24 protein-coding genes are annotated in these 24,108 nt (G+C 49.6%); 18 read left to right on the top strand and 6 right to left on the bottom strand.

Translation table 11 applies throughout. From position 1 onward, the window contains the following. The first annotated feature begins 20 nt into the window (after window positions 1–20). The 14 genes from ICL07_RS31890 (at window position 21) to ICL07_RS31825 (ending at window position 16,117) form a co-directional block, all read left to right on the top strand. A complete protein-coding gene (locus ICL07_RS31890; RefSeq protein ID WP_188092116.1) occupies window positions 21–1,661 on the top strand; it encodes a RagB/SusD family nutrient uptake outer membrane protein in 1,641 nt (546 codons plus the stop codon). A 97-nt stretch (window positions 1,662–1,758) separates the two neighbouring features. Beyond that, window positions 1,759–2,892, top strand: coding sequence for an aryl-sulfate sulfotransferase (locus ICL07_RS31885; protein ID WP_188092115.1), 1,134 nt, complete (start codon window positions 1,759–1,761; stop codon window positions 2,890–2,892). Between the two features lie 18 nt (window positions 2,893–2,910). Beyond that, the gene (locus tag ICL07_RS31880; protein ID WP_188092114.1) at window positions 2,911–3,906 is read left to right on the top strand and encodes a c-type cytochrome; all 996 of its coding nucleotides are present in this window, start codon (window positions 2,911–2,913) and stop codon (window positions 3,904–3,906) included. A 390-nt stretch (window positions 3,907–4,296) separates the two neighbouring features. After that, on the top strand, window positions 4,297–5,358 hold the full coding sequence (locus ICL07_RS31875; RefSeq protein WP_188092113.1) for an NAD-dependent epimerase/dehydratase family protein: 1,062 nt from the start codon (window positions 4,297–4,299) through the stop codon (window positions 5,356–5,358). Next, entirely contained in the window at window positions 5,268–6,545 is a 1,278-nt protein-coding gene (locus tag ICL07_RS31870; protein ID WP_484484277.1) for an MptA/MptB family glycosyltransferase, read from the top strand. Before ICL07_RS31875 ends, ICL07_RS31870 begins: the two co-directional genes overlap by 91 nt. After that, complete coding sequence (locus ICL07_RS31865) at window positions 6,514–7,251, top strand: glycosyltransferase family 2 protein (RefSeq protein ID WP_188092111.1); 738 nt, start codon at window positions 6,514–6,516, stop codon at window positions 7,249–7,251. Before ICL07_RS31870 ends, ICL07_RS31865 begins: the two co-directional genes overlap by 32 nt. Before the next feature lie 127 nt (window positions 7,252–7,378). Beyond that, a complete protein-coding gene (locus ICL07_RS31860; protein WP_188092110.1) occupies window positions 7,379–7,780 on the top strand; it encodes a helix-turn-helix domain-containing protein in 402 nt (133 codons plus the stop codon). Between the two features lie 84 nt (window positions 7,781–7,864). Continuing rightward, window positions 7,865–10,132 carry a heavy metal translocating P-type ATPase gene (locus ICL07_RS31855; RefSeq protein ID WP_188092109.1) on the top strand — a complete coding sequence of 756 codons (2,268 nt, stop codon included), beginning with the start codon at window positions 7,865–7,867 and terminating at the stop codon, window positions 10,130–10,132. A 27-nt stretch (window positions 10,133–10,159) separates the two neighbouring features. Further along, window positions 10,160–11,215, top strand: coding sequence for a ferredoxin--NADP reductase (locus tag ICL07_RS31850; RefSeq protein ID WP_188092108.1), 1,056 nt, complete (start codon window positions 10,160–10,162; stop codon window positions 11,213–11,215). A 117-nt stretch (window positions 11,216–11,332) separates the two neighbouring features. After that, the gene (locus ICL07_RS31845) at window positions 11,333–11,545 is read left to right on the top strand and encodes a heavy-metal-associated domain-containing protein (RefSeq protein ID WP_188092107.1); all 213 of its coding nucleotides are present in this window, start codon (window positions 11,333–11,335) and stop codon (window positions 11,543–11,545) included. Between the two features lie 11 nt (window positions 11,546–11,556). Next, entirely contained in the window at window positions 11,557–12,009 is a 453-nt protein-coding gene (locus tag ICL07_RS31840; protein WP_188092106.1) for a DUF3347 domain-containing protein, read from the top strand. A gap of 90 nt (window positions 12,010–12,099) precedes the next feature. After that, window positions 12,100–14,238 carry a multicopper oxidase domain-containing protein gene (locus ICL07_RS31835; RefSeq protein WP_188092105.1) on the top strand — a complete coding sequence of 713 codons (2,139 nt, stop codon included), beginning with the start codon at window positions 12,100–12,102 and terminating at the stop codon, window positions 14,236–14,238. A 140-nt stretch (window positions 14,239–14,378) separates the two neighbouring features. Further along, on the top strand, window positions 14,379–15,353 hold the full coding sequence (locus ICL07_RS31830) for an NAD-dependent epimerase/dehydratase family protein (protein WP_188092104.1): 975 nt from the start codon (window positions 14,379–14,381) through the stop codon (window positions 15,351–15,353). After that, window positions 15,350–16,117, top strand: coding sequence for a phosphatidylethanolamine N-methyltransferase family domain-containing protein (locus tag ICL07_RS31825; RefSeq protein ID WP_188092103.1), 768 nt, complete (start codon window positions 15,350–15,352; stop codon window positions 16,115–16,117). The genes ICL07_RS31830 and ICL07_RS31825 overlap by 4 nt, the downstream gene beginning before the upstream one ends. A gap of 3 nt (window positions 16,118–16,120) precedes the next feature. On the opposite strand, the gene ICL07_RS31820 is transcribed toward ICL07_RS31825, so the two are convergent. Continuing rightward, window positions 16,121–17,230, bottom strand: coding sequence for a lactonase family protein (locus tag ICL07_RS31820; protein WP_246485219.1), 1,110 nt, complete (start codon window positions 17,228–17,230; stop codon window positions 16,121–16,123). Window positions 17,231–17,405: 175 nt separating this feature from the next. On the opposite strand from ICL07_RS31820, the gene ICL07_RS31815 reads away from it, so the two are divergent. From ICL07_RS31815 to ICL07_RS31800, 4 genes are all read left to right on the top strand, one after another. Continuing rightward, a complete protein-coding gene (locus ICL07_RS31815) occupies window positions 17,406–17,744 on the top strand; it encodes an ArsR/SmtB family transcription factor (RefSeq protein WP_188092101.1) in 339 nt (112 codons plus the stop codon). Continuing rightward, a complete protein-coding gene (locus ICL07_RS31810; RefSeq protein ID WP_188092100.1) occupies window positions 17,728–18,201 on the top strand; it encodes an SRPBCC family protein in 474 nt (157 codons plus the stop codon). Before ICL07_RS31815 ends, ICL07_RS31810 begins: the two co-directional genes overlap by 17 nt. Before the next feature lie 18 nt (window positions 18,202–18,219). Then, on the top strand, window positions 18,220–18,609 hold the full coding sequence (locus ICL07_RS31805; protein WP_188092099.1) for a DoxX family protein: 390 nt from the start codon (window positions 18,220–18,222) through the stop codon (window positions 18,607–18,609). Between the two features lie 402 nt (window positions 18,610–19,011). Beyond that, the gene (locus ICL07_RS31800) at window positions 19,012–19,485 is read left to right on the top strand and encodes a macro domain-containing protein (RefSeq protein ID WP_188092098.1); all 474 of its coding nucleotides are present in this window, start codon (window positions 19,012–19,014) and stop codon (window positions 19,483–19,485) included. On the opposite strand, the gene ICL07_RS31795 is transcribed toward ICL07_RS31800, so the two are convergent. From ICL07_RS31795 to ICL07_RS31775, 5 genes are all read right to left on the bottom strand, one after another. Next, window positions 19,478–19,843, bottom strand: coding sequence for a VOC family protein (locus ICL07_RS31795; RefSeq protein WP_188092097.1), 366 nt, complete (start codon window positions 19,841–19,843; stop codon window positions 19,478–19,480). The two genes, ICL07_RS31800 and ICL07_RS31795, sit on opposite strands and share 8 nt — an antisense overlap. Before the next feature lie 15 nt (window positions 19,844–19,858). Further along, window positions 19,859–20,902 (bottom strand): SMI1/KNR4 family protein, encoded by a 1,044-nt coding sequence (locus ICL07_RS31790; RefSeq protein WP_188092096.1) that lies wholly within the window; start codon window positions 20,900–20,902, stop codon window positions 19,859–19,861. A 38-nt stretch (window positions 20,903–20,940) separates the two neighbouring features. Then, window positions 20,941–22,086, bottom strand: coding sequence for a trans-sulfuration enzyme family protein (locus ICL07_RS31785; protein ID WP_188092095.1), 1,146 nt, complete (start codon window positions 22,084–22,086; stop codon window positions 20,941–20,943). A 188-nt stretch (window positions 22,087–22,274) separates the two neighbouring features. Continuing rightward, a complete protein-coding gene (locus tag ICL07_RS31780) occupies window positions 22,275–23,030 on the bottom strand; it encodes a LytR/AlgR family response regulator transcription factor (RefSeq protein WP_188092094.1) in 756 nt (251 codons plus the stop codon). Next, the gene (locus ICL07_RS31775; protein ID WP_188092093.1) at window positions 23,027–24,103 is read right to left on the bottom strand and encodes a sensor histidine kinase; all 1,077 of its coding nucleotides are present in this window, start codon (window positions 24,101–24,103) and stop codon (window positions 23,027–23,029) included. Before ICL07_RS31775 ends, ICL07_RS31780 begins: the two co-directional genes overlap by 4 nt. Window positions 24,104–24,108: the final 5 nt, after the last annotated feature.

Below are 24,108 nucleotides of genomic sequence, written 5' to 3'. Positions count from 1 at the left end.
CATCCAAAATGTTGTACGCAATGAAAAAATCCTTCAAATATATCGGCGCACTGGCCCTGACGATGGCGCTGGCCAGCAGTTGCAATGAACGCAGCTTCCTGACACAAACAGATCCCAACAGGATCACCGAAAGCAATTTCTGGAAAGATGAAAGCAGCCTGAGCATGGCGCTGGCAGCCACTTACAGCCCGCTGCGCCTGCCTCTCTATGGTTATTGGGGTGCTTTCACCGGTGTACAGGATATCAACGCGCTCGGCGACGACGTGTTTACCCTCCCCGGCGAAGAACCGCCTACCTGGGCCATCGCTTCCTATACCAACGATGAAAACAACAGCGATGCCGCCGATATCTTCGAGAAAACCTATTGGTGTATTCACCGGGCCAACCTGATACTGGCCCGTATAGACCAGGTGCCCATCGATGGCGCTAAGAAAGATATCTATATCGCGGAAGCAAAATTCCTCCGTGGCCTCTCTTATTTTATACTGGCTTCCAACTGGGGCGGGGTGCCTTTGCGTACCATGCCCGTTGAAACTACCAATGAATACGCCGCTCCCTGCGCCAGCAAAGAAGAAGTATGGCAACAGGTAATCAGTGATCTGAGTGCCGCTAAAGACAAACTGCCGGTAACACGCGATCCGAAGGAACAAGGCAGGGCCACCAGTGGCGCAGCCATTGGCTTCCTCGGTAAGGCTTACCTGTATATGGAGAATTATCCGCTGGCAGAAACGACATTAAGCCTGCTGACAAAAGCGCCGTTTAACTACGGACTGGTCGATAATTTCGAAGATAACTTCACCGACCGTAATGAGTTCAATAAAGAGTCCATCTTTGAGTGGGTATGCGCACCGCTGGGTGATCCCTACGGCCCCTGGGGCGCGGAAACAGCCAATTCGCCTATGTTTAATTACATCCCGCAATTCATCGGCCCCCCGGCAGGTGGCGGATGGTTTAAATACGTACCCTCCAACTACCTCGTATCCCAGTTCGTAAAAGAAGTCCGTCCCGCTGGTTCCGATACCAAATTCGACAAACGGATGTATGCCACCCTGACCTGGAAACGCTCTACACTGGGTGAAACTGATACCACCTGGTACAACGGTAAAACATTTGATGAGCTGTGGAGTTCTGCCCGTTCCAAAATTGTGCGCCTCTATCCGGATACCAAGCTGGATACCGTTACCAACGGACGTTTCCTCATTAAAAAATACACCGGTGCGTGGCGTAATGTGCCCGATGCCGACAACTACTGGGGCGCCACTCCTTCCACCGCCAATTATCGCGTGATGCGTTTTGCGGAAGTACTGCTGATGCGTGCAGAAGCAGCTACCCGTAACAACCATCCCGATATAGCGCTGGCAGACATCAACCAGATACGGACCCGTGCCGGTCTGGCTACAAAAACGGCCGCTGACCTGGCCTCTCCTGATCAGCTGATGGCGGAGATAGACCACCAGAAACTGCTGGAGCTGTTCTACGAACAAAACAGGATCTATGACCTGCGCCGCTGGAATAAATCCGCCGCTCAACTGGCCTCCGTGCTGACCGCCCACGAAAAACAAGGCGCCAACACCTTTAAGCCGAAACATTATGTATTCCCGATTCCGGCCAGGGAGCTGAATGCCAATCCCAAAGCCACACAGAGCGATCTGTGGAAATAAATGATATCGGCCCCGGTTTCCCGGGGTTAATATGCCCGGGGAAGCCCGGGGCCGATATATCCACGTCTTTATAGCGCCACCTAACCAGCTAACTATCATGCACACACGCCTGTTTTGTCTGCTGCTCCTGTTCTGCAGCTGTACCGCCCGCACCATCCACATCAAAATGGATGTGCCATCTGCCCTCCAGGACCAGCTGAAAGTAACCTCCGCACCCGGTGATAGTTTGCCGGAAACTTTCCGTAAGGGTTACCTGTTGCTCAACCGGCGCGATGATCCAGGTATGATTTATCTCGTCAACGCAAACGGCCGTATCGTCTGGTACCACCAGGTAAAAGGTACCGGTTTCAAAACCGCGCACCTGACCGGTCAGCAGACTTTCCTCTGTATTTTAGGAGATAAGACCATGCCTACCAGTTATGGCAACGAGATACTGGAGATTGGTTTGAATGGCGATACACTACTGCATTTAAAGAAGGGCCAGCAGGACTTTACCAGTGACGTGCATCATGAAGTACTACGTAAAGGCACCAACGAAATTGTGGCCCTTACGTCCGTAGAAAGAATAACAGACCTCTCCCTGCAGGGCGGCAGTGAGCAGGATACCGTCAAAAGCGATGGCATCGTAGTATTTGACCACCAGGGCCGCCGCCGCTGGCAGTGGACGGTATTTGACGCGCTGGAACCTACTGCCGATACAACCATCCTGCGTACGCGCCACGACTGGATGCACGCCAACAGCCTGTCTTTCGACAAAGATAGCAACTACCTTATTTCGTTTTACAACAACGGTCAGATATGGAAACTCAACGCCCAAACCGGTAAGGTAATGTGGAAGTTTGGCCGGGGCGGCGATTTTTCCATTCCTGATTCCGCCGCTTTCGACATGGGACATGCCGTACATATAAACGCCGACAATGACCTGATGCTGTTTGACAACGGCGTTTCCCGGCAACAATCCCAGGCATTGGCTTTTCATCTGAACACCAGCACCCGGCAGGCTACCGTAACCCTGCGGTCTGTACTCCCCGCCTTTCTTTTTAATGAAAGAATGGGCAGCGCCTACTTCGCAGGACATGACCATATTGTACAGTGCTGCTCCCGCCGCAACACCGTTGTGCTCACCACCCGCGACGGTTATCCGCTGTGGACGTTGCGCACCACCTTTATTCCCTACCGGGCTGAGTTTATCGCCCCATCTGCCTTATTACCCTATGTCATCGCGGAATAACATACCAAACTTTTGTCTATGAACACAATACAATACATCCGTACCGGTAGTTTCCTGGCAGCCGTAGCTGCGGTGGTGATATGGTCCTGCAATAGCGATAGTAACGCCAAAGCACCAACGCCGGTTGCTGCTAAAGCACCGGAAATACTACGGGTAGATACCAACGCCCTGCCAACAGACAAATACGGTGAGATGGTACGTTACGGCCGCGCCCTGATGTACAATACCGCCTATTATATTGGTCCGGATGGTGTAAACGGCCGTTACCTGGGTAACCGGATGAACTGTAACAACTGTCACCAGGACGGCGGCACTAAAGCATTTTCCTTCAACTTAATGTTGTCTCACCAGCAATATCCGCAGTACCGCGCCCGTGAAGGCAAAGTGCTGACACTGGCAGAACGTATCAACAACTGCATTACCCGGCCGCACAACGGGAAACCGTTGCCCCTGGATAGTAAAGAAATGGTGGCATTCCTCGCCTATCTCCGGTGGATCAATACTTTTGTACCGAAAGACCAGCCCTACCAGGGACAACATAACCTGGCTGTAAAACTGCCGGACAGGCCTGCTGATCCGGAGAAAGGTAAAACGCTCTACCAGGAGTATTGCGCCCGTTGTCATGGCAAAGATGGCGAAGGCCAACTGGCCGGCGTTACCTACACATATCCGCCGCTGTGGGGCCGTTTCAGCTACCAGCCCGGTTCCAGTATGCACCGGGTTATCAAACAGGCGCAATGGCTGAAAGCCAATATGCCCTATGATAAAGCCACCTGGAACAAACCATTCCTTACTGATGAGGAAGCACTTGATATCGCCGCCTTTGTGAACAATGACAGTCTGCATGCCCGTCCGGATGTAAAGAATTACGATTATCCGTATATAGCCGAAAAAGCCATTGATTACGACAAGGGGCCTTTTGCAGATACCTTCTCCGCGAAACAACATAAGTATGGACCGTTTCAGCCGGTGATCAGTTATTGGGAACAGAAAGGAATGAAAGCATCTTATTAATATTTAAGTAGTTATCCTAACTACATACTATCCTAAGAACCCGACAAACGCCTCCTGTTTCTACAGGAAGCGTTTATTTTTTTATGCAGATTTTACAATTTTCCAGCGCTTCACTTCAATTATGTCGTATTTATACTATGATCGTATTCCGCCACCAATAAGAATTCAACTGTCCTATCGAGAGATAAAAATTATTTCACACTCCTGTAACAAGTTCCTGACGAACCACGTTTTGTACGATATAAAATATTCCGATCACCGTAAACATGTGTTATTGTATCTGGTTGCACTTAAAAAGTATAATGTAATGTTCGTCATGTAAAAGCTATCATCCGCTTGCATATTTTATGCAGGCAGGTAATTGCATTCCTTTATTTACTAAATATTCCAATGAAAAACATCCTGATTACAGGAGGGGCCGGTTTTGTTGGCTCCTGGCTGTCTATTGCCTTAAAGGAGAAGTATCCATCTTACGCTGTGTATGTTCTTGACAACCTAAAAAGAAGAGGATCAGAGCTGAACCTCCCCAGATTAAAAGAGGCCGGTGTTATCTTTTTCCATGGGGATATCCGTGTACCGGAAGATCTCCTCCAATTACCACCCGTAGATGTAATTATTGAGGCTTCGGCAGAACCTTCTGTACTGGCGGGCATCACGTCTGCGCCGGACTACCTGTTCAATACCAACCTGGTAGGCGCGGTAAATTGCCTCAATCTGGCTGTCCGTCATAAAGCCGATTTTATCTTCCTTTCTACCAGCCGGATTTATCCCATCAATCAGATAGAAAACATACATACCACAGAAACGGATACACGATTTGACATATCTCCGGTACAAAGCCTGGCAGGTGTTGGCCCGGAAGGATTAACAGAAGATTTTCCATTGGATGGTTACCGCTCCCTGTATGGTTGCACCAAACTATCCGCCGAACATTTTATACAGGAATACCGGCAATTTTATCAAATCCGCACGGTCATTAACCGATGTGGATTGTTGTCAGGTCCATGGCAGATGGGCAAGGCAGACCAGGGCGTAGTAGGCCTGTGGGTGGCAAGGCATTTCCGGAAACAGCCGCTTAGCTACATCGGCTTTGGTGGCAGTGGCAAACAAACACGCGATGTATTACATATAGCCGACCTGTTTCACTGCATCGACTACCAGCTTCATCATATGGAACAGATGGATGGGAAATGCCTGAATGTAGGCGGCGGACGGGCATCCAGCACCTCGTTGCTGGAGCTTACAGCGCTCTGCCGGGAAATCACCGGCAATAAAGTACCTATTCAACAGGTACCGGAAACCAGGCCGGCAGACATTAAAACATTTATTACCGACAGCAGCCGGATCAGGGAACTTATCGGCTGGCAACCCATGATTACCACAGCACAGCTGATTACCGACATACTCAACTGGCTGCGTACAAACGAAAAAATTCTGAAAGACATACTCTAACAACATATGAAAATAGCACTCATCACAGCATAGACCTATGCATCTATATGGACGGTGGACAGCTGGTCAGTAAGGGGGTGAACCCCTACAAACACCAGGAAGCCACGGCGCTCCGCCATGCGCTGCGTACAGACTCCGTCGCCCATTTTGACTTTGTAGACGAAACCCAGGAACGATGGGATAACTATGCCAGCAGCAACCTTCCCCTATCCTTGTTGTTATATGGCGCCATCGATTCGGTATCCAGTGCCAACGGGCTATTATACCGGCTGGTGTTTATGTTCTTCGACGCGCTGCTGGCAGTGCTGATAGCACAAATCATTCTCCGGTACTGGCGACTGGAGCATCAGTGGCAATATATTTTGCTGATTGGCGGGCTGGGCATCTGCAATCCTATTCTGCTACACTGGGGGGCCGTCGTTCCCGAAGAAAAAGGCTTACAGATACTGCTGATGCTCGGTGCCTGGTACTTTGCGCGGGAGAAAAAATGGGGGTTCAGCGCAGTGCTGCTAGGGATGTCCGTTGCCTTTAAAGGATTAGGGATATTCATTGCTCCGCTTTGTCTGTATGAGGTAACCAGCCTTCAAAAAACAGCCCTTAAAAGAGGCGCCTTGTACATATTGTTGTCTGCCGGCGCCTGCCTGATATGGTTCCTTCCCTATATGCCCGAAGTATTTGGCATGATGCAAACCCGGCTGTCCGATAACATCGCCAACATACCGGAACACAGCTCCATCTGGGTGCCGGTGTACCAGCTTACGCCCCGGTATTGGGAAACGGTCCGTTATGCCGTGATGGCTTTGTTCGTGCTCCTTCACCTGTGGGCCATCTATAAAAAGAAAATCAGCCTTTTGCTGATCTGTTGCAGCGTACTGCTGTTTTTTGTAGACATTACCCTCAATGCAGGGTCTATTGACCGGATGAACATCGGTTTTTTATCGGTGATCATGATCATCGGTACCTGTTATCCCTGGCATGGTATCCGGATGGGACTGGCCTATATTATCCTGGGCGGCCTCACCCGTTTGCTGGGCAAACCGTTTCCCGGCGTAGCGGAATTAATGGACTCCCTGTTCTGCATCGTGCTCTTGCTATACTACACCGGTATGTTGATCACGCTTTTAAAACAATCATCCCAAACGACGATCCACCTTGATGAAACTGAGTATAGTCATTCCCGCGCATAATGAAGAAGGGAGCATTGAAGAAACCATCAGTCAACTATATACGAAACTGAAGGAGCATAATATCCCGCATGAGATCGTGGTTATAAACGATCACTCCAAAGACAATACTGAGACCATTCTCGCGGGCATGACCACTGCTATAAATACCCTGGTCTATTATAATAACGATGGGCCGGGAGGTTTCGGCAACGCCATCCGTTATGGGCTGGCGCGGTTTAACGGCGACTGTGTAGCCATCATGATGGCCGACCTCTCCGACTCTCCGGATGACCTGCTGCAGTTCTATCAAAAACTACAGGAAGGTTATGATTGTGTATTCGGTACCCGCTGGAGCAACGGTGGTAAAGTAGTAGACTATCCTTTCGTCAAAAAAGTGATTAACCGGATGGCCAATACTATTGTCAGATATAGCCTTGCTCTTAAATACAACGACTGCACGAATGCCTTCAAACTATACAGAAAAGAGACGATACAGGGTTTACAGCCCCTGCTCTCCCATCATTTCAATCTCACGCTGGAGCTGCCGTTAAAAGCCATTGTAAGAGGATATACCTATGCCGTGGTACCCAACAGTTGGCATAACCGCAAACATGGTGTTTCCAAACTAAAGATCAAGGAAATGGGCAGCCGGTATTTCTTTATACTGCTGTATTGTCTGATAGAAAAATTTTTCTCGAGAGGAGACTACAAAAAATCCCGCAGTTAATTTCAGGCCGGCTTATAGCCGGCTTTTTTATGGGAAGCCCGTCTAAATTTTATAAGTGTTTGTCGTAATTGTATAACGATATTCCTCCCTAAGTCTGCCAATTTTGTCATCATAAAAAACTGATGACATGCAACCGCTTACGTCCACACCCGAAAACATTACCCTGGCCGTAAAACAGCTGGCAGAAAAAATCTACGGTGGCGATTTTGTGTTCCCGGAAAATTTCAGTCTGCCTGAACTGCTGAGCCAATCGCTCCGGCTGGAATATGCTACTGTCTGCCAGGCTTTCCTGGCTACTGAAGATATTACACTTGAAAAATATATAGAAAATCTGTGTATCGAGAAAACCAAGGAGTGGCTCGTTTACACCGATGACACCCTGCCGCAGATTGCCGCTAAACTGGGATTTCACAATGCCAGGCAACTATCGGCCCATTTTAAGGCCATTACGGGCTTAAATCCGGGCTATTTTAAGGAAATCCGGAAGTCCAGGCAGTCCATACAGCAAATGCCCCGCAAACGACCTTAAAATTATATACAAATCACCCTTAATCATATAACAATACCGCCTCACACCGGTGGTACCTTTGACGAAACTTACAAACTCACCACTATGAGCACCTTAACATTAAACAATACATCCCGGGCCTCCAGCCATCAACATAAAGGACTGATCAAAGAAACCTATCCCGTACTGGAGATGACCTGCGCCGCCTGCGCCGTCAGCGTGGAATCCACACTGGGTTCCGTAGAAGGGGTTAGCGCTGCAGGCGTTAACTTCGCCAACCAAAGCGCCTGGGTAGAATACAATCCCGCTGCCGTAACACCTGAAAAATTACGCGAAGCGGTAAGAAGCATCGGATATGATATCGTGATTGAAAAAGAAAACCAGGACGAAATTAAAGAAGCCGCACAGCAACAACATTACCAGGCTGTAAAACAGCGTACCATCTGGGCTTCCGTACTGTCGCTACCTATCGTTATCATCGGTATGTTTTTCATGGACATGCCATATGGCAACTGGATCATGATGGCGCTCGCTACGCCTGTCGTATTTTTCCTGGGTCGTAATTTCTTCGTAAACGCATGGAAACAGGCCCGTCACGGTAAAGCCAATATGGATACCCTGGTTGCCCTCAGTACCGGTATCGCGTGGATATTCAGCGCCTTCAACACCATCTATCCTGATTTCTGGCACCAGCGCGGTTTGCATGCACACGTTTATTTTGAAGCTGCCGCCGTGGTGATTGCCTTTATCTCCCTGGGTAAATTGCTGGAAGAAAGGGCTAAATCCAATACATCTTCGGCCATCAAAAAACTGATTGGCCTGCAACCCAAAACAGTACTGCTGGTAGACGCCTCCGGTGAAACCCGCGAAGTGCCTATCTCTACTGTCAAAGTAAATGATGTCCTGCTGGTAAAACCAGGTGAAAAAATACCGGTAGATGGTACCGTCACCGGCGGCGACTCTTATGTAGATGAAAGTATGATCACCGGTGAACCCGTGCCTGTGCTGAAAAAAGAAGGGGAATCCGTTTTTGCCGGTACCATTAACCAGAAAGGCAGCTTCCGTTTCAAAGCCGATAAAGTAGGCGCAGACACCCTGTTAGCCCACATCATCAAAATGGTACAGGAAGCGCAGGGCAGTAAAGCACCGGTACAAAAACTGGTCGATAAAATTGCCGGTATATTCGTTCCCGTAGTGATCGGTATCGCTATCCTTACCTTTATCACCTGGATGGTATTCGGCGGTGATAATGCCTTCACCCATGCACTGCTCACTTCCGTGACCGTGCTCGTAATCGCCTGCCCTTGTGCGCTGGGCCTTGCTACGCCCACCGCTATCATGGTAGGTGTTGGTAAAGGCGCAGAAAACAACATCCTGATTAAAGATGCTGAAAGCCTGGAGCTGGCCCATAAAGTAAATGCCATCATCCTCGATAAAACCGGTACCATCACAGAAGGTAAACCTGTTGTGACGGATCTGATTTATGCAGATGACCAGCAACATCCCGTTGACCAGGCTGTATTGTATGCCCTCGAACAACAGTCAGAACACCCGCTGGCAGCGGCTATTGCACAACACCTGCAACAAGCCGGCATAAATAACCTTACACTCAGCAGCTTTGAAAGCGTTACCGGTCAGGGTGTAAAAGGTACTTACAACGGCGAGACTTACTTCGCCGGTAATAAAAAACTGCTGCAGGAAAACGGGGTTGTATTAGACAACAAATCCGTCACCCTCGCACAGGGCCTGCAGGCAGCGGCTAAAACCGTGATCTACTTCGCCCGCGGCAAACAGATACTCGCCGTAGTAGCCATCGCGGACCGCATCAAAGAAAGTTCCGCTGCTGCTATCGCCGCACTGCAACGCCAGGGAATTGAAGTATACATGCTCACCGGTGATAACCAGCAAACCGCCGCCGCTGTCGCGCAACAGGTAGGCATCACGCAATATACCGCGGAAGTAATGCCTTCTTTCAAAGCCACTTTTGTAAAACAACTGCAGGACCAGGGTAAAACCGTAGCCATGGTAGGCGATGGTATCAACGACTCCCAGGCGCTGGCACAGGCAGACGTAAGCATTGCTATGGGTAAAGGTTCCGATATAGCCATGGACGTAGCCAAAATGACGCTGATCACTTCTGATCTGAACAGCATCCCGAAAGCACTGAAACTGTCCGGCAAAACAGTGGCTACCATCAAACAGAACCTGTTCTGGGCCTTCATCTACAATATCATCGGCATACCGGTGGCCGCAGGCATCCTCTTCCCGGCCTACGGCTTCCTGCTCGACCCGATGATTGCCGGTGCAGCTATGGCGCTTAGCTCCGTGAGCGTAGTGTCCAACAGTCTGCGACTCAAAACTGTTAAACTCTGATCTATTCGTATTCATTAACACAACTACATGCCTTCATCATATACCTGGAACACACAACAAATCATCCGGGAAACAGCAGATACCGTTACCATTATATTTGATACCCGCGGAGAAACTTTCCATTACCTGGCCGGCCAGTTCATCAATCTCACACTAAGGATTGATGGACGGCCGGTCTCCCGGTCTTACTCCCTCAGCTCCGTTCCACATACAGATACCACCCCATCCATTACCATTAAGAAAGTTGCCGGAGGTGTGATGAGCAGCTACATTATCGATAACGCAGAAAATATTCACAGCTGGGATATTGATGGTCCTTATGGCGCCTTCACCCTGGATGATGATACCAGTCACTACCGCCACGTAGTGTTACTTGCAGGCGGCAGCGGTATCACCCCATTATTTTCCATTGCCCGCAGCATCGCGCATCAACAACCGGATACGAAAATTACGCTATTGTATGCCAGCCGCTCGGTTCCGGATACGATCTTCAAAACGGCGCTGGACAACTGGGAAGCTCAACACAACAATATCCGCATACAATATGTTTTATCAAAACATACTGCTGCGGCTGATGACCCGGCCAATATCATGACCGGCCGTTTAAACAGGATTATTATCAAAAAGCTGATCAAACAGGCCATTGGTAATACCACCGCACCTGCGCATTTTTTTCTCTGCGGGCCTGCGGAACTGATGAAACTGCACCAGGAATCATTATCATCACTGGGTATACCGGAAACGCATATACGTCAGGAATCATTTGCAGTAGAAAGCAGCGCCCCTGCGATAGCATTACCCGATACGCCGCAGGAAGTACTGCTGCATTATTACGAACAATGCAACCTGCTGGAAGTACAACCGGGGCAAACTATCCTGGCGGCAGCGCTGGAAGAAAGGATACCGTTATCACACTCCTGCCAGTCGGGTACCTGTGGCCGCTGCGCGGCCCGGCTTACCCAGGGTGCCGTGCATATGCAACAGAACTACGCCCTGCGCAAAGAAGAGCTGGATGCGGGCTACGTGCTGCTTTGCCAGAGCTTCCCGCTCAACAACGAGGTAACCGTCAACATCGGGGAATAACAGCCCATAATTATATAAAACGATTACTCAATTGTATAACAGTTCAGCCCCGCTTCCGATGTAATTTTACATCATCAACAAAAACAAAGACATTCACCACATTAAAAAAATAATAAGATGCAAACAGTTCAATTCAAGACTAATATCAAATGCACCGGCTGCCTGGAAAAAGTAACACCCGGATTAAATGAAACCGCGGGCGCCGACAACTGGGAAGTAGACCTGCAGTCTCCCGATAAAGTACTCACTATTTCTGCAGACAATGTAGACGCAGCTGCCATCCGCAAAGCCGTAGAAACAGCTGGTTACAAAGCCGAAAACATCGCCTAAAATTATTGGATATGAAAAAGTTTATTTTAGCCGCATCTATGCTCACCGCACTCTTTTCCTTTCGCAGTGAAGCCCAGGACAAAGGACAATCACCTCTCCTGACCAATTACTACAGCATCAAGGACGCCCTGGTAAGCGGTAATGCCGACAATGCCGCCAGCGCTGCCGCCTCTTTTGTTCAGGCTGCCAAAGCATCCGATGCTTCCAACAAGGACAAACTGATTACAGACGCTACCGGCATCTCTGGCACCAAAGACCTGGCCCGTCAACGGGAAGCATTTAAAACCCTGTCTGACAACCTCTATCAGCTGGCTAAATCTTCCAAACTGTCTGACCAGCCAATCTACCAGGATTACTGCCCGATGAAAAAAGCCTCCTGGCTCAGTAACAGCACCGCTATCAAAAATCCGTACTACGGCGCCCAGATGCTGAGTTGCGGTAAAATAAACGAAACCATCAAATAACTCAGCCGTGGCAAGGGAGCGGGCCCTTTTCCCGCCCCCTTGCCGCCTTGCTGGTTTCCGCCTCCCGCCTTCTGTCGATAAACATCTCTTATGAAACAGCTTCTCGCACTGCTACTGTTACTCATTACCAGTCACACCGTATTTTCGCAAAAGACCATCCGTTACGATCTTTACGTGGGCGATACCATGGTCCACTACTCCGGGAAAATGAAGCACGCCCTGGCCATCAACGGCACCATTCCCGGCCCTACCCTGCATTTCACCGAAGGCGATACCGCCGAAATATATGTTCACAATACCCTGCATGAAGAAACTTCCATCCACTGGCATGGCCTGATATTACCCAACGAGGAAGATGGTGTGCCCTACCTGACCACGCAACCCATTAAAGCAGGTCAGACCCATAAATTCCGTTTCCCGATCGTACAAAACGGCACCTACTGGTATCATAGTCATACCATGTTCCAGGAACAGAGCGGTATGTACGGCGCGATCGTATTCCATAAAAGAAATGCGGCCCCTGAAAAGGAAGAAGTAGTGCTGCTGAGCGACTGGACAGACATTCACCCACATCAGGTAAACCGTATGCTGCACAATGCCAGCGATTGGTTTGCCATCAAAAAAGGTTCTACCCAGAGCTATGCAGAAGCCGTTAAAAAGGGTTATTTCGGCACTAAAGTCACCAACGAATGGAAACGTATGACCGCCATGGACGTGAGCGACGTGTACTACGAACGTTTCCTCACCAACGGTCAGCCCCAGGCCGCCGCGCCCAAATACAAAGCTGGCGACAAAGTGAGGTTGCGGGTCATCAACGGCAGTTCATCCACCTATTTCTGGCTCGGCTATGGCGGCGGTAAACTCACCGTAGTTGCCAATGACGGCGCCGAAGTAGAACCTGTGGAAGTAGACCGGCTGCTGGTAGGCGTATCCGAAACCTACGACGTGGTAGTCACCATCCCTGATAATAAAAGTTATGAGTTCCTGGCTACCGCTGAAGACCGTACGAACAGTACCTCCTTCTGGTTGGGTACCGGCGAAAAAGTGGCAGCCCGCCATCTCCCTAAACTGAAATACTTCGAAGGGATGAAAATGATGAACGACATGATGCGCATGGATGGTAACCTCGATACCAGCGGCGGTATGGCCATGACCAACCAGACCATGGACATGAACACCGTGATGTACCCCGAAATCACCAATCCCGACTCCAGCGCCGGCGATATCGTAACGCTCAACTATGGTATGCTGAAAGCGCCGCAGAAAACCACGCTGCCCGAAGCTCCCACCAAAGTGCTGAACTTCGAGCTGACCGGTAACATGAACCGCTATGTATGGACCATCAACAATAAAACCGTTTCCGAGACCGATAAAATCCTGATTAAGAAAGGTGAGAATGTACGCATCATCCTGTACAACAATACCATGATGCGTCACCCGATGCACCTGCACGGGCATTTTTTCCGGGTACTCAACGGGCAGGGCGACTATTCCCCGCTGAAAACCGTGTTGGATATTATGCCGATGGAGACAGACACCATCGAATTTGCAGCCACCGAAAGCGGCGACTGGTTCTTCCACTGCCACATCCTGTACCACATGATGAGCGGCATGGGCCGGGTGTTCAGCTATGAAAACTCCCCTCCCAATCCGCAGGTACCCGACCCTGTAAAAGCTTACCGCATGCTCAAACGCGATGATCGTATGCTGCATCTCATGGGTCAGGTAGGACTGGAAAGCAACGGCAGCGACGGCGAAATTATGCTGGCCAATACCCGCTACCGCCTCTCCGCCGAATGGCGTATAGGCCTCAACGATAGACATGGTTATGAAAACGAAACCCACTTCGGCCGTTACTTTGGTAAACAACAATGGCTGCTGGGCTATGTAGGTTGGGATGTCCGCTACCGCAAAATGCAGGAAGAAGAAAAGAACCTTTTCGGTCAGCGTAACAGCAAAGACTCCCGGCAGGTGCTGCACCTGGGTGTACAGTACACCCTTCCCATGCTGCTCGTAGCAGATGCCTCTCTCGATACCGATGGCAAGCTACGTATACAGCTGATGCGCGAAGACGTACCCATCACGAGAAGATTGCGTTTTAACTTTATGGTGAATACCGACAAAGAGTACATGGCCGGTTTCCGGTATATCTTCACCCGTAATTTTGCACTTTCCACACACTACGACAGCGATATGGGATTTGGCGCGGGGATTACGTTGTCATATTGATACATGGAGCCGGGGGGCGATTTACGCATTCCCCGGGACTTTAAAACCCTGGGGTTCAGGATTTGTCCCCCATCCCACGTCGCCTAAAATGACACCCACTCCAAACCTCATAACATAGAATAAAATATTATATTCGATGCATGAAAATCGCAATCACCGGCGCAATGGGGTATATCGGTTCCGTACTCACCCCTTTGCTGCTGGCTCAGGGACACCAGTTGAGGATACATGCCCGAAAAACACAAGCGCCCGTTACCGGTGTCACCTACGTATATGGTTCCCTGTTAGACCCTGATTTTGTGGCCGCTTTTGTACAGGATATGGATGCCGTGATCCATATGGCAGCGGTGATTTCCGTGAGTGATACTCCTGATATGGACGCGTTTCATTTCAATACCGCTACCACCCGGCTGTTGACTGAAGTGGCGCAACGCTCCCGCGTACGGCGGTTTTTACTGATCAGTTCCATTACCGCTTACGAACAGGCGCCCTATGATATGCCGATGGATGAAACCCGGCCGTATACGCAGGGTATGCGTTACAGTTATGATCATTCCAAAGCAGTGTCCCAGGAAACAGCGCTGGCGGCCAATGGCCCTTCATTGGAAGTGCTCGTACTGGCGCCGACAGCTGTTATCGGTCCGTTTGACCAGCGGCCTTCCCTCATAGGAGATGCCGTGATTCGTATTTACCAGGGGAAGATACCGGCTATATTTCCCGGCGGCGTTGATTTTGTAGATGTACGCCAGGTAGCCAATGCGATTGTTCAGGCGCTGACAGCCGGTACACCCGGCCAGGCCTACATCCTCAGCGGTGAATGGATGACGCTGAAAACACTGTCCGCCCACATAGCCCGTATCAAAGGGAAACGTATATTCCTACCCGTAGTACCGTTATGGCTGGTGATGGGATCGTTACCGCTGGTGCGGGCATGGGCTCGGCTTACCGGCGGAGCGCCATATTACACCCGGCAGTCGGTGTATAATCTTACCCGCAGCAATCGTAAAATAGACAATAGCAAGGCCCGCAGGGAGTTGGGGTTTCAGCCCGGCAGCCTGGTGAACACCTTGCAGGATACCATTGCATGGTTTAAAGAAAACAGGATGCTCTCATGAATCAATATCCTTCTCTTCAGCAGTATTATCTTTTTATTGGCGGCTGGTCTGTCATCGGCATCATCGCAGCGTTTTACCTGTTACGCCGGGAAGCGCCCTATGGCCGCTATACCTCCGAAAAGTGGGGTCCTATGGTGAGTAATAAACTGGGATGGGTATTAATGGAGACGACCGTCCTGGTATCTTTTTTTGTATGGCAGCCCCCCACCAGGGTACAATGGGCCTCACCGGCGGGTATCATGACCGGTATGTTCCTGCTCCATTACCTGCACCGCAGCTTCGTATATCCGTTTATGATACGTACCCGGGGTAAAAAAATGCCGCTGGTGATTATGTTATCGGCCATGTTGTTTAATACCGTCAATGGTTCGTTGCTGGGTTCCTGGTTTGCGCATTACGCCCATTATCCCGACGACTGGTGGACCAGTTTTCCTTTTATACTGGGTACCCTGTTCTTTTTCAGTGGTATGATCATCAACTGGTCGGCGGATTATCATTTGATCGGTTTGCGGGGTAAACATGAAACCGGCTATAAGTTGCCACAGGGCGGACTTTTCGAATACGTTACTTCTCCCAACCTGATGGGCGAGATCCTGGAATGGGGTGGTTATGCGATGCTTACCTGGAGTGCGCCAGCGCTGGCCTTCTTTATCTGGACCTGCGCCAACCTGGTACCCAGGGCTGCCGCCAATCAACGCTGGTACCGGCAGCAGTTCCCCGACTATCCATCACGGCGACGTGTTTTGCTGCCGTTTCTCTGGTAACAATCAGTACGCTTTTATCTGTAAACAGGAAGGCGCCGGCATGTTCAGCGTTGTTCCGGTTTTCTTCAGTAACCCGGTTTGCGCGTTGCGTTCAAACACCACTACATTATTGCTCATCATATTAGCCACCAGTAAATATTTGCCGGTAGGGTCGATCACAAAATTACGCGGATGATCGCCGCCGGTAGATTGCCGGGCTATCCTCGTCAGCAAACCTGTTGCCGGATCTATCGCATAGATCACAATGATGTTCTCTTCTGCCCGGATCGAGGCATATAAAAAACGGCCATCGGGCGATACGTGGATATCAGCACCGCTATAGTCGATATCCTGCCCGCGTTTGTAATGCGCCTTTATCCGTTGCAGACTGTCCAGTTTACCATTGGCATAATGATAGGCTGTCACCATACCGGATAATTCTTCTATGCTGTAAGCCAGCGGCAGTGTAGGATGGAAAGCAAAATGCCGCGGTCCGCTGCCGGGCACTGTGGCGGTAAAAGGCGGCGTGGCGGGTTGTAAAGGCGCCGGCAGTTGCGCGTCGAAAGCAAAACAGCGGATTTTATCTGCGCCCAGATCGGGCAGGAACAGAAAACGATGCGCCGGGTCCAGTACTGCCGAGTGAATATGCGCACTCCGCTGCCGGTCGGTGAGACTGCTATCCTTAAACGCAAACACCTGTGCCGCTTTGCCGACATGACCATTCTCTACGGGCAATACCGCCGCACTTCCGCCCGTATAATTGGCTACCGCCAACCAGCGGCCGCTCTTATGTTCCGTAATGTACACCGGGTTATCTCCCCCGCTGGATTGACTATTGATCCATACCGCTTTTCCTGTTTCCGGATTAAACGCATAGCTGCTGACGCTGCCTGCTTTGGGTGTTTGTGCTTCCGTACAGGCGTACAGGTAGCTGCCATTGGCCGATGGCACCAGGTAACCAGGGTTCAGCACGTTACCAATGGTATCCGTCATGTCTGATTTTCCGGTGGCCCGATTAAACCGGTAGATATAGATACCTGTCTTGTTTTTATCCTTGTTATAGGAGCCGATAAACAAATAATACTGCTGAGCGGAAAGCCACTGGCTGTATCCCAGCACAAGCAAGCACAACAAGGGAATCTTTTTTATCAAGGTGATTTTTCTTTTAACGTGAAATAGAAGATGTTACCTGTTCACACAAAACTATCAAACCAGGGGCGTAAATCATAACCCGGTCATCTCCCGAAAAAAAAATTTGTTATACAACCGAAAGGTTGCATATATTTGTACAACCAAAAGGTTGCATATTATGAGAAGAGATGTATTCCAGGCAATTGCCGATCCAACAAGACGGGAAATTATTCAGATGATCGCTACCACCCCACTGAACGTGAACACGGTAACGGAGCGGTTTGATGTAAGCCGGACAGCGGTGTACAAGCATATCAAGATACTCACGGAATGCGGGCTGATCGTGATGCGGCAAAAAGGGCGGGAACGATTCTGTGAGGCCAAGCTGGAGAAACTACAGGCAGTATCCGACTGGGTAGAACAGTATAAGAAGATGTGGAACGCCCGTTTTGACTTACTGGACAACGTATTGGAAGACCTACAAACCAAAAATAAAAAACATGGCAACAAAAAATGACAGCGCTACTGCTGACCGCGAGCTGGTAATTACCAGGACTTTTCAGGCGCCCCGGACGTTGGTTTTCAGGGCGTGGACAGAACCGGAACTACTGATCCGCTGGTGGGGACCGGATGGTTTTACCAACACCTTCCACTCCATCGATGTTCGTCCGGGTGGTATTTGGAGCTACACCATGCATGGCTGGGGCCGGGACTTTCCCAACCGCGTCACCTACCGGATAGTAGAACCGCCGTCCCGCCTCGTTTACCTGCATGATTCCGGCATAGACAACGATCCGGAAGGGTTCGATGTAGAAGTGCTTTTTGAAGAAGAAGACAGTAAAACCATCGTGACGATGCGTTCCATCTTCCACTCACCGGCAGTACGGGAGAAAGTGATCCGCGAATACGGCGCCATAGAAGGTGCACAGCAGACCATGAATAAGCTGGGAGCATTCCTGGCAACGATACAATAATACATAAATACCATCCATATGAAAAAGACAATTGTTCTCTACTGGATTTTCACCGGACTGCTGGTCGTGGGCCTGATCATGTCCGGCATTCCAAATGCCCTGTCTACCTCAGATTCCAAAGCTATCTTTCAGCAACTCGGTTATCCGATGTACCTGCTGCCATTTCTGGGCATCGCTAAATTACTCGGTGCTATCGCTATCGTGACACCTGGTCATCCACGGTTGAAGGAATGGGCTTATGCCGGCGTGTTTTTCGACTTCACCGGCGCCACTTATTCCCTCATCGCCATCGGGCAAATAGCTACGGTGTGGCCAATGCTGATCTTCTACGGTATATTGGCAGGTTCTTATGTCTATCACCAAAAAAGGCTGAAAGAAAGCGGTGATGCGCGTTTGTCTGTTGCCTGAGTTATTGCCCCTGTCTGTTAGCAAACGGCAGACAGGGGATTATACTTCTTTTATTTGCCAATACTCGCCCTTTCCGGATTGTTATACAGATCACGGTTGTGGCCCTGCGATGCTGCTGATAAGCGGGCCAATAGTATTCTTCATCAATAGGAGCCTCCGGCCCAAGGAAAAACGTGCTGACAAAGAGTTTGTATAATGGCGGCAGTGTAATATTGTATTGCGCTTCCAAAGCATCTAGATCTACCCGCTCATGCTGTTTCCTGATCCTGAATTATTGAAATCCTGATCTCATCTGTCAAAAATACATTAAACATATATCATTAATTCATTACTCGTTCAAGCGGCAATTTTGGAAGTTTAATTTTGTTAACGTATTTTTGACGCAAAGCAATTTTCAGGGAGATGAACCATATCGGATATATACAGGGAGATGCCACCCAACCCACTGGCAGCGGTAATAAAATAATCGTCCATATTTGCAATGATGTCGGTCGCTGGGGCAAAGGATTTGTGTTGGCTATATCGGCCCGCTGGCCGGAGCCGGAGCAACAATACCGGGACTGGTTTGCTTCAAAGAAGGATTTTGTGTTGGGAAAAGCACAACTAGTACCCGTGGAAGCAGGTCTTTGGGTGGTGAATGTGATTGGTCAGCATAAGATCGCCAACGGCAAAAGCGGCACCCCTCCAATTCGTTATGAGGCTGTACAGGAAGGTTTGCGGGAAGTATATGCCTTTGCAACTACTCATCAGGCTTCCGTCCATATGCCCCGTATTGGTTGCGGCCTGGCGGGAGGCTCCTGGGATAAAATAGCGCCTATCATTGAGCAGGAACTGACAGATAAAGGGGTGCAGGTGACGGTATATGATTTCAATTAGGCGTTTCCGTTAGTTCGATTTTTCTGCCATCAGGATCTTGTACTACCGCACGATAACCCCATTCCGTTTTTACGGGCATTGTAACCACGATTATATATTGCTCCGTTAACCGCACAATCAGTTCATCGAGATTTGATACCCCGAAACCCAGGCGGGTGGTATTATCCGGAACGACATCATCCGAAGGTAGCGGATAAATTTCTAGAACTGGCAGACCATTTTTACTGGCGTAGTGAAAAGGGCCTTTACCATGCCGGTGGTATTCAAATTCAATTCCCAACATCGTATAAAAAGCAGCCAGCCTTTCAGGCTGATTGGTTTTGATGACAAGTAATTGTAAAAAAGGGAGATGACGCATAGGTATATTGAACGATTATTTATGACTGATCATCTTTTGCAGAAAGCCGGTAAAACTCTCCGCATACAATTCAAAATCCCACTGTCCCTGGCCATGTTCTGCGGTATAAACAGGCGCATCACCGTCATGAATAGCAGACAGATCCAGGCAATAAGGATCGGCTCCATCGTCACCGATGACCAGCATGTTACCAGGCCAATCTGCTACCAGCTCTCCGGTAACCCCGTTATAGGCGTAACCGGCCTGCCGCGCTACCAGTTCATGTGCACCATACAGATACAGACCTTCCACAAAATCGGCTCCGGTGAATGTTACCTTCAGCGGGGAATAATATCGCAGGAAGGTTTCATACAGGTTCGGCAATGCCCAACGGTGACGGATATCCGCTATATCTTTTTCATCTGCCATCACCAGCCAGCTATGCGGGTTGGCGAGATCTTTATTTTTACGGCGTTTCTTCTCCAGCTGTTTATCCAGTTTCGCTATCAGTTTCTCGAAGTCATTACCGGGATGTTGCAACGAAGGATGCACCGGCGGCGGCGCATAACCAGCGCCATCAGGATACCCCTGCTCCTGCCACGCCAGCAGTTCAGTTAAACGCAGCTGCTCCGGTTTCCAATAACCCGGATCAGCAGGCAGTTCCCTGTCGAACGGCTGACGGCTATACATCGCCATACTTTTGATAGCCTTGGCGCGTTGATCTGTCTTCACGGTTTCGTCTATCGCCAGTGCGATCAAGGTAGGGTAAGCCTCACGGCCCGCCGTTTTAAGTAAACCGTCAATTCCCCAATAGGTAAGGGCTGGTTGAGTGATAGTCCATTCAAAAAAAGACCGCCATTCGGTTTCACCGGGAACTACCAGTCCTATAATGTCTGTGAGCAGGTAGGTGCGCCAGTGCAACAGCTGGCCTTCCCGGGAATACTGTACCAATATTGTAATAACCGCCTGCCGTTCCTTACCGGCGAAACTGCGGATGAGTTTATCTTTCAGGGTGGAAAAGGCGCTACCATCCTTTTCTGCAAACAATTTTTCGGATAAGGCTGTCAACTGATTGTTCATAGCCCACAAAAATACGACAATTAACGGCAAGGCATATATCAAATGCCCGCGCGCTGCATGGCCTGATCAATATCTGCTTTCAGGTCCGCCAGATCTTCGATGCCGGCAGACAGCCGCAACAGGTTATCTGCAATACCCAGTTGTTGCCGGTCGGCGGCCGACAAGGCCCGGTGCGAAGTAGTGGAAGGCTGACAAATAAGACTCTCCACCCCACCCAGGCTCAGCGCCGGTTTGATGAGCTCCAGGTGCTCCAGGAAAGCTTCCAGCTTGTCGGGTGTGGTATTCAGTTCAAAGGAAAGCATCCCGCCGAAGCCGTACATCTGTTCACAAGCCAGCTGATAATCCCGGTGCGTGGGCAATCCGGGGTAAAACACCTGTCCCACTTGCGGGCATACCGACAGGTACTGCGCCAGTGCCAACGCATTGTCATTGTGTTGTTGTACCCGCAAGGCCAGTGTTTTCAGGCTTCGTTCCGCCAGGTAACATTCCTGTGGCGCCAGGGAACCGCCATACATTTTAGCAGTGTCCATAATACGGCCGCGGTGGTCTGCATGGGCAGATACGAGTACACCGAAAGGCAGGTCATTATGACCACCCAGGTACTTGGTGCCGCTGTGTATCACAATATCGATGCCGTGCAGCAATGGTTGCTGGTTGATAGGCGTAGCAAAGGTATTGTCTACGATGGTTATGATACCGCGACTGGCAGCCAGGGTGGCAATTTCTTTCAGAGGGACTATGCTCAACAACGGATTGGCCGGCGTTTCCAGGTAAATAACTTTTGTATGTTTTTCCAGCATGGCTTCAAAATCGGCCAGTGTATTGCCGGCATAACTGCAACGGATACCCCGTTTGGGCAGTTCCTGTTCCGCCAGTTTCCAGGTGCCGCCGTACAGGTCCCGCGAAAAAAGCACATGATCACCGTGTTGCGCAAAAGACAGGATAGCGGTGCTGATAGCCGCCATACCGGAGCTATAGGCCATACCCCAGCTCCCCTGTTCCAGGTTAGCGATAATTTGCCCCAGCCGTTGCTGATTATAGGTGCTGTAAAATCCCGGGTACCGCAGGGTCTCCGTATCCGCATAGGCGTAGGCGGTAGCCGGCATTACTGCCGCCGTAGCGGCTCCGTCCAGGGTACCCGAGGGTTCGAGTGGATGCACGCATAAAGTACCGGTACTTTTCATGACTGCTACATTTGGTTCTCCCTAAAATTACCCAAAAGGAGAAAGGAAAGCAAACACTACTTGTTGTTTGTTCTGGCGGCCCATGCATAAAAAAACCGGGAATATCATTCCCGGTATCTTAAAAACCACCAATAAAATTTGTCTTGTAAAAATCTGTACAGAAAGGTTAAACGGGCTGCTTCCCGGCATTAGCTTTTGCCTTCAAGCCAGCTCTTGAATTCCGCCACCCTCTCACGGCTAATAATAACATCAGTATCAACATAAGGCGCTAATTGAAGAATTAATCTGCTATTGTAATAAGTCGTTATTTTTTTTATCGCATCGATATGGATAATAAACTGCCGGTTGATACGGAAAAACAGGTTCCGGTCCAGCATTTTTTCTATCTGGTCCAGCGAATAATCCAGCGGAAAACGTTGATTCGAGACCGTAGTGGCCACTGTCATTCCCTTGGCGAACTGCAGATAGGCAATGTCCTGCGCTTTCACATATACCAGCTGATTGTTGATTTTCCCGATGAAGCGGGTGTTGTTGCGTTTCATGAACTCCTCGGCAATCTTCTCTATACTGATGGCAGTAGTGGCAGTTGGCCGGAAATTTTCATATTTCTGCAATGCTCTTCTCAGTTCTGCTGCATCTATCGGCTTCATCAGGTAGTCGATGCTGTTCACTTTAAACGCCTGTAACGCAAAACCATCGTAGGCAGTGGTGAAGATGATCGGCGTTGTTACCTTCACCTGGCTGAACATTTCAAAACAATTGCCGTCGGACAATTGAATGTCCATCATCATCAAATCAACGGCGATACCCTGTTCCAGCCATTTGATACCCTCAGCTACGGATTCTATCACCGCTTCAATCTCCATCTGCGGATCGTATTGGCGTAACAGTTGTATCAGGCGTTCGGCATTATGCATCTCATCTTCAAAAATGACTATCTTCATGTGGCAGTTATGATGGGAATTTTTACGATAAAAAGATCATCCGATTGTATCACTTCAATTCCGTGGTCACTGATCAGCGCGTAACGCTTTTGTATGTTCTCCAGGCCTATGCCGGATGATATTTCTGTACTGTTTTTCCGGCGGATACGGTTAGCTACCACCAGGCAATCTCCTTCATCTTTCACCTCAATTACCAGCGGATCAGCAGAAGAAAAACGATTGTGTTTGATCGCGTTCTCAATCAGCAGCTGGAGCGATACCGGCGGTATCATCCCCTTGTGGCGCACTTTATCGTCAATGTCTATACGAAATTGTATGCTCTGCTGATGCCGTATCCGCATCAGGAACAGGTAGGATTCCAAAAAATCCAGCTCTGTCTGTACGGTGACCAGGTTCTCAAATTTTTTATCCAGGATATAACGGTAGGTCTTCGCCAGCTGTGTGATGTAATCGGCCGACAGGTCCGGGCTTTTATACACCAGGTTGGTGAGCACACTCAGCGAGTTAAAAAAGAAATGCGGATCTATCTGGTTACGTAAGGCATCGTACCGCGCCTGTATATTCTCCCGCTTGAGCCGTTCCGCCTGCACCTGGTACTCCTTCCAGGCGGTATAGTAATAGATAATACCGTTGAAAGTGAGTATCAGCAGGTAAAACATAAAGATACCGAAGTTGAGATCATAACTCAACCGCTTAAAACTCTCCCATGCCTCATAGCGATGAAACAACACGATATCTGAAATGGCATACAGGAAGCCAAAACCCAGGGCAGCTACCATGCCATATAACACCAGCGCGCAACACAGGAAGGTAAGCCGGCGGGAAGCGCTGCCGCCGCCAATCCTCTTCTCCAGCACACGGGCCAGCCATACGGCTCCTTCCCATACCAGCAGCCCGAAAGCTACATAGAACGCACTGAAAGCCCAGCCCCTCACATCCATCAATCTCAGATCGTTGACAAACGTATGATCGAAAGATTTGAAAATGATGCTGAAAGTGAATAATACCAGTATCCTGGACAGATACAGGAACAGTTTGCTGGAGAATAAAGGTTCGTTTTCCTGGAAATTCATAGTAT

Source organism: Chitinophaga qingshengii (genome assembly GCF_014529935.1).
Taxonomy (GTDB): Bacteria; Bacteroidota; Bacteroidia; order Chitinophagales; family Chitinophagaceae; genus Chitinophaga; species Chitinophaga qingshengii.
Note: the sequence above shows the minus strand (reverse complement) of the source record. Positions and strands in the feature narration are given on the sequence as shown.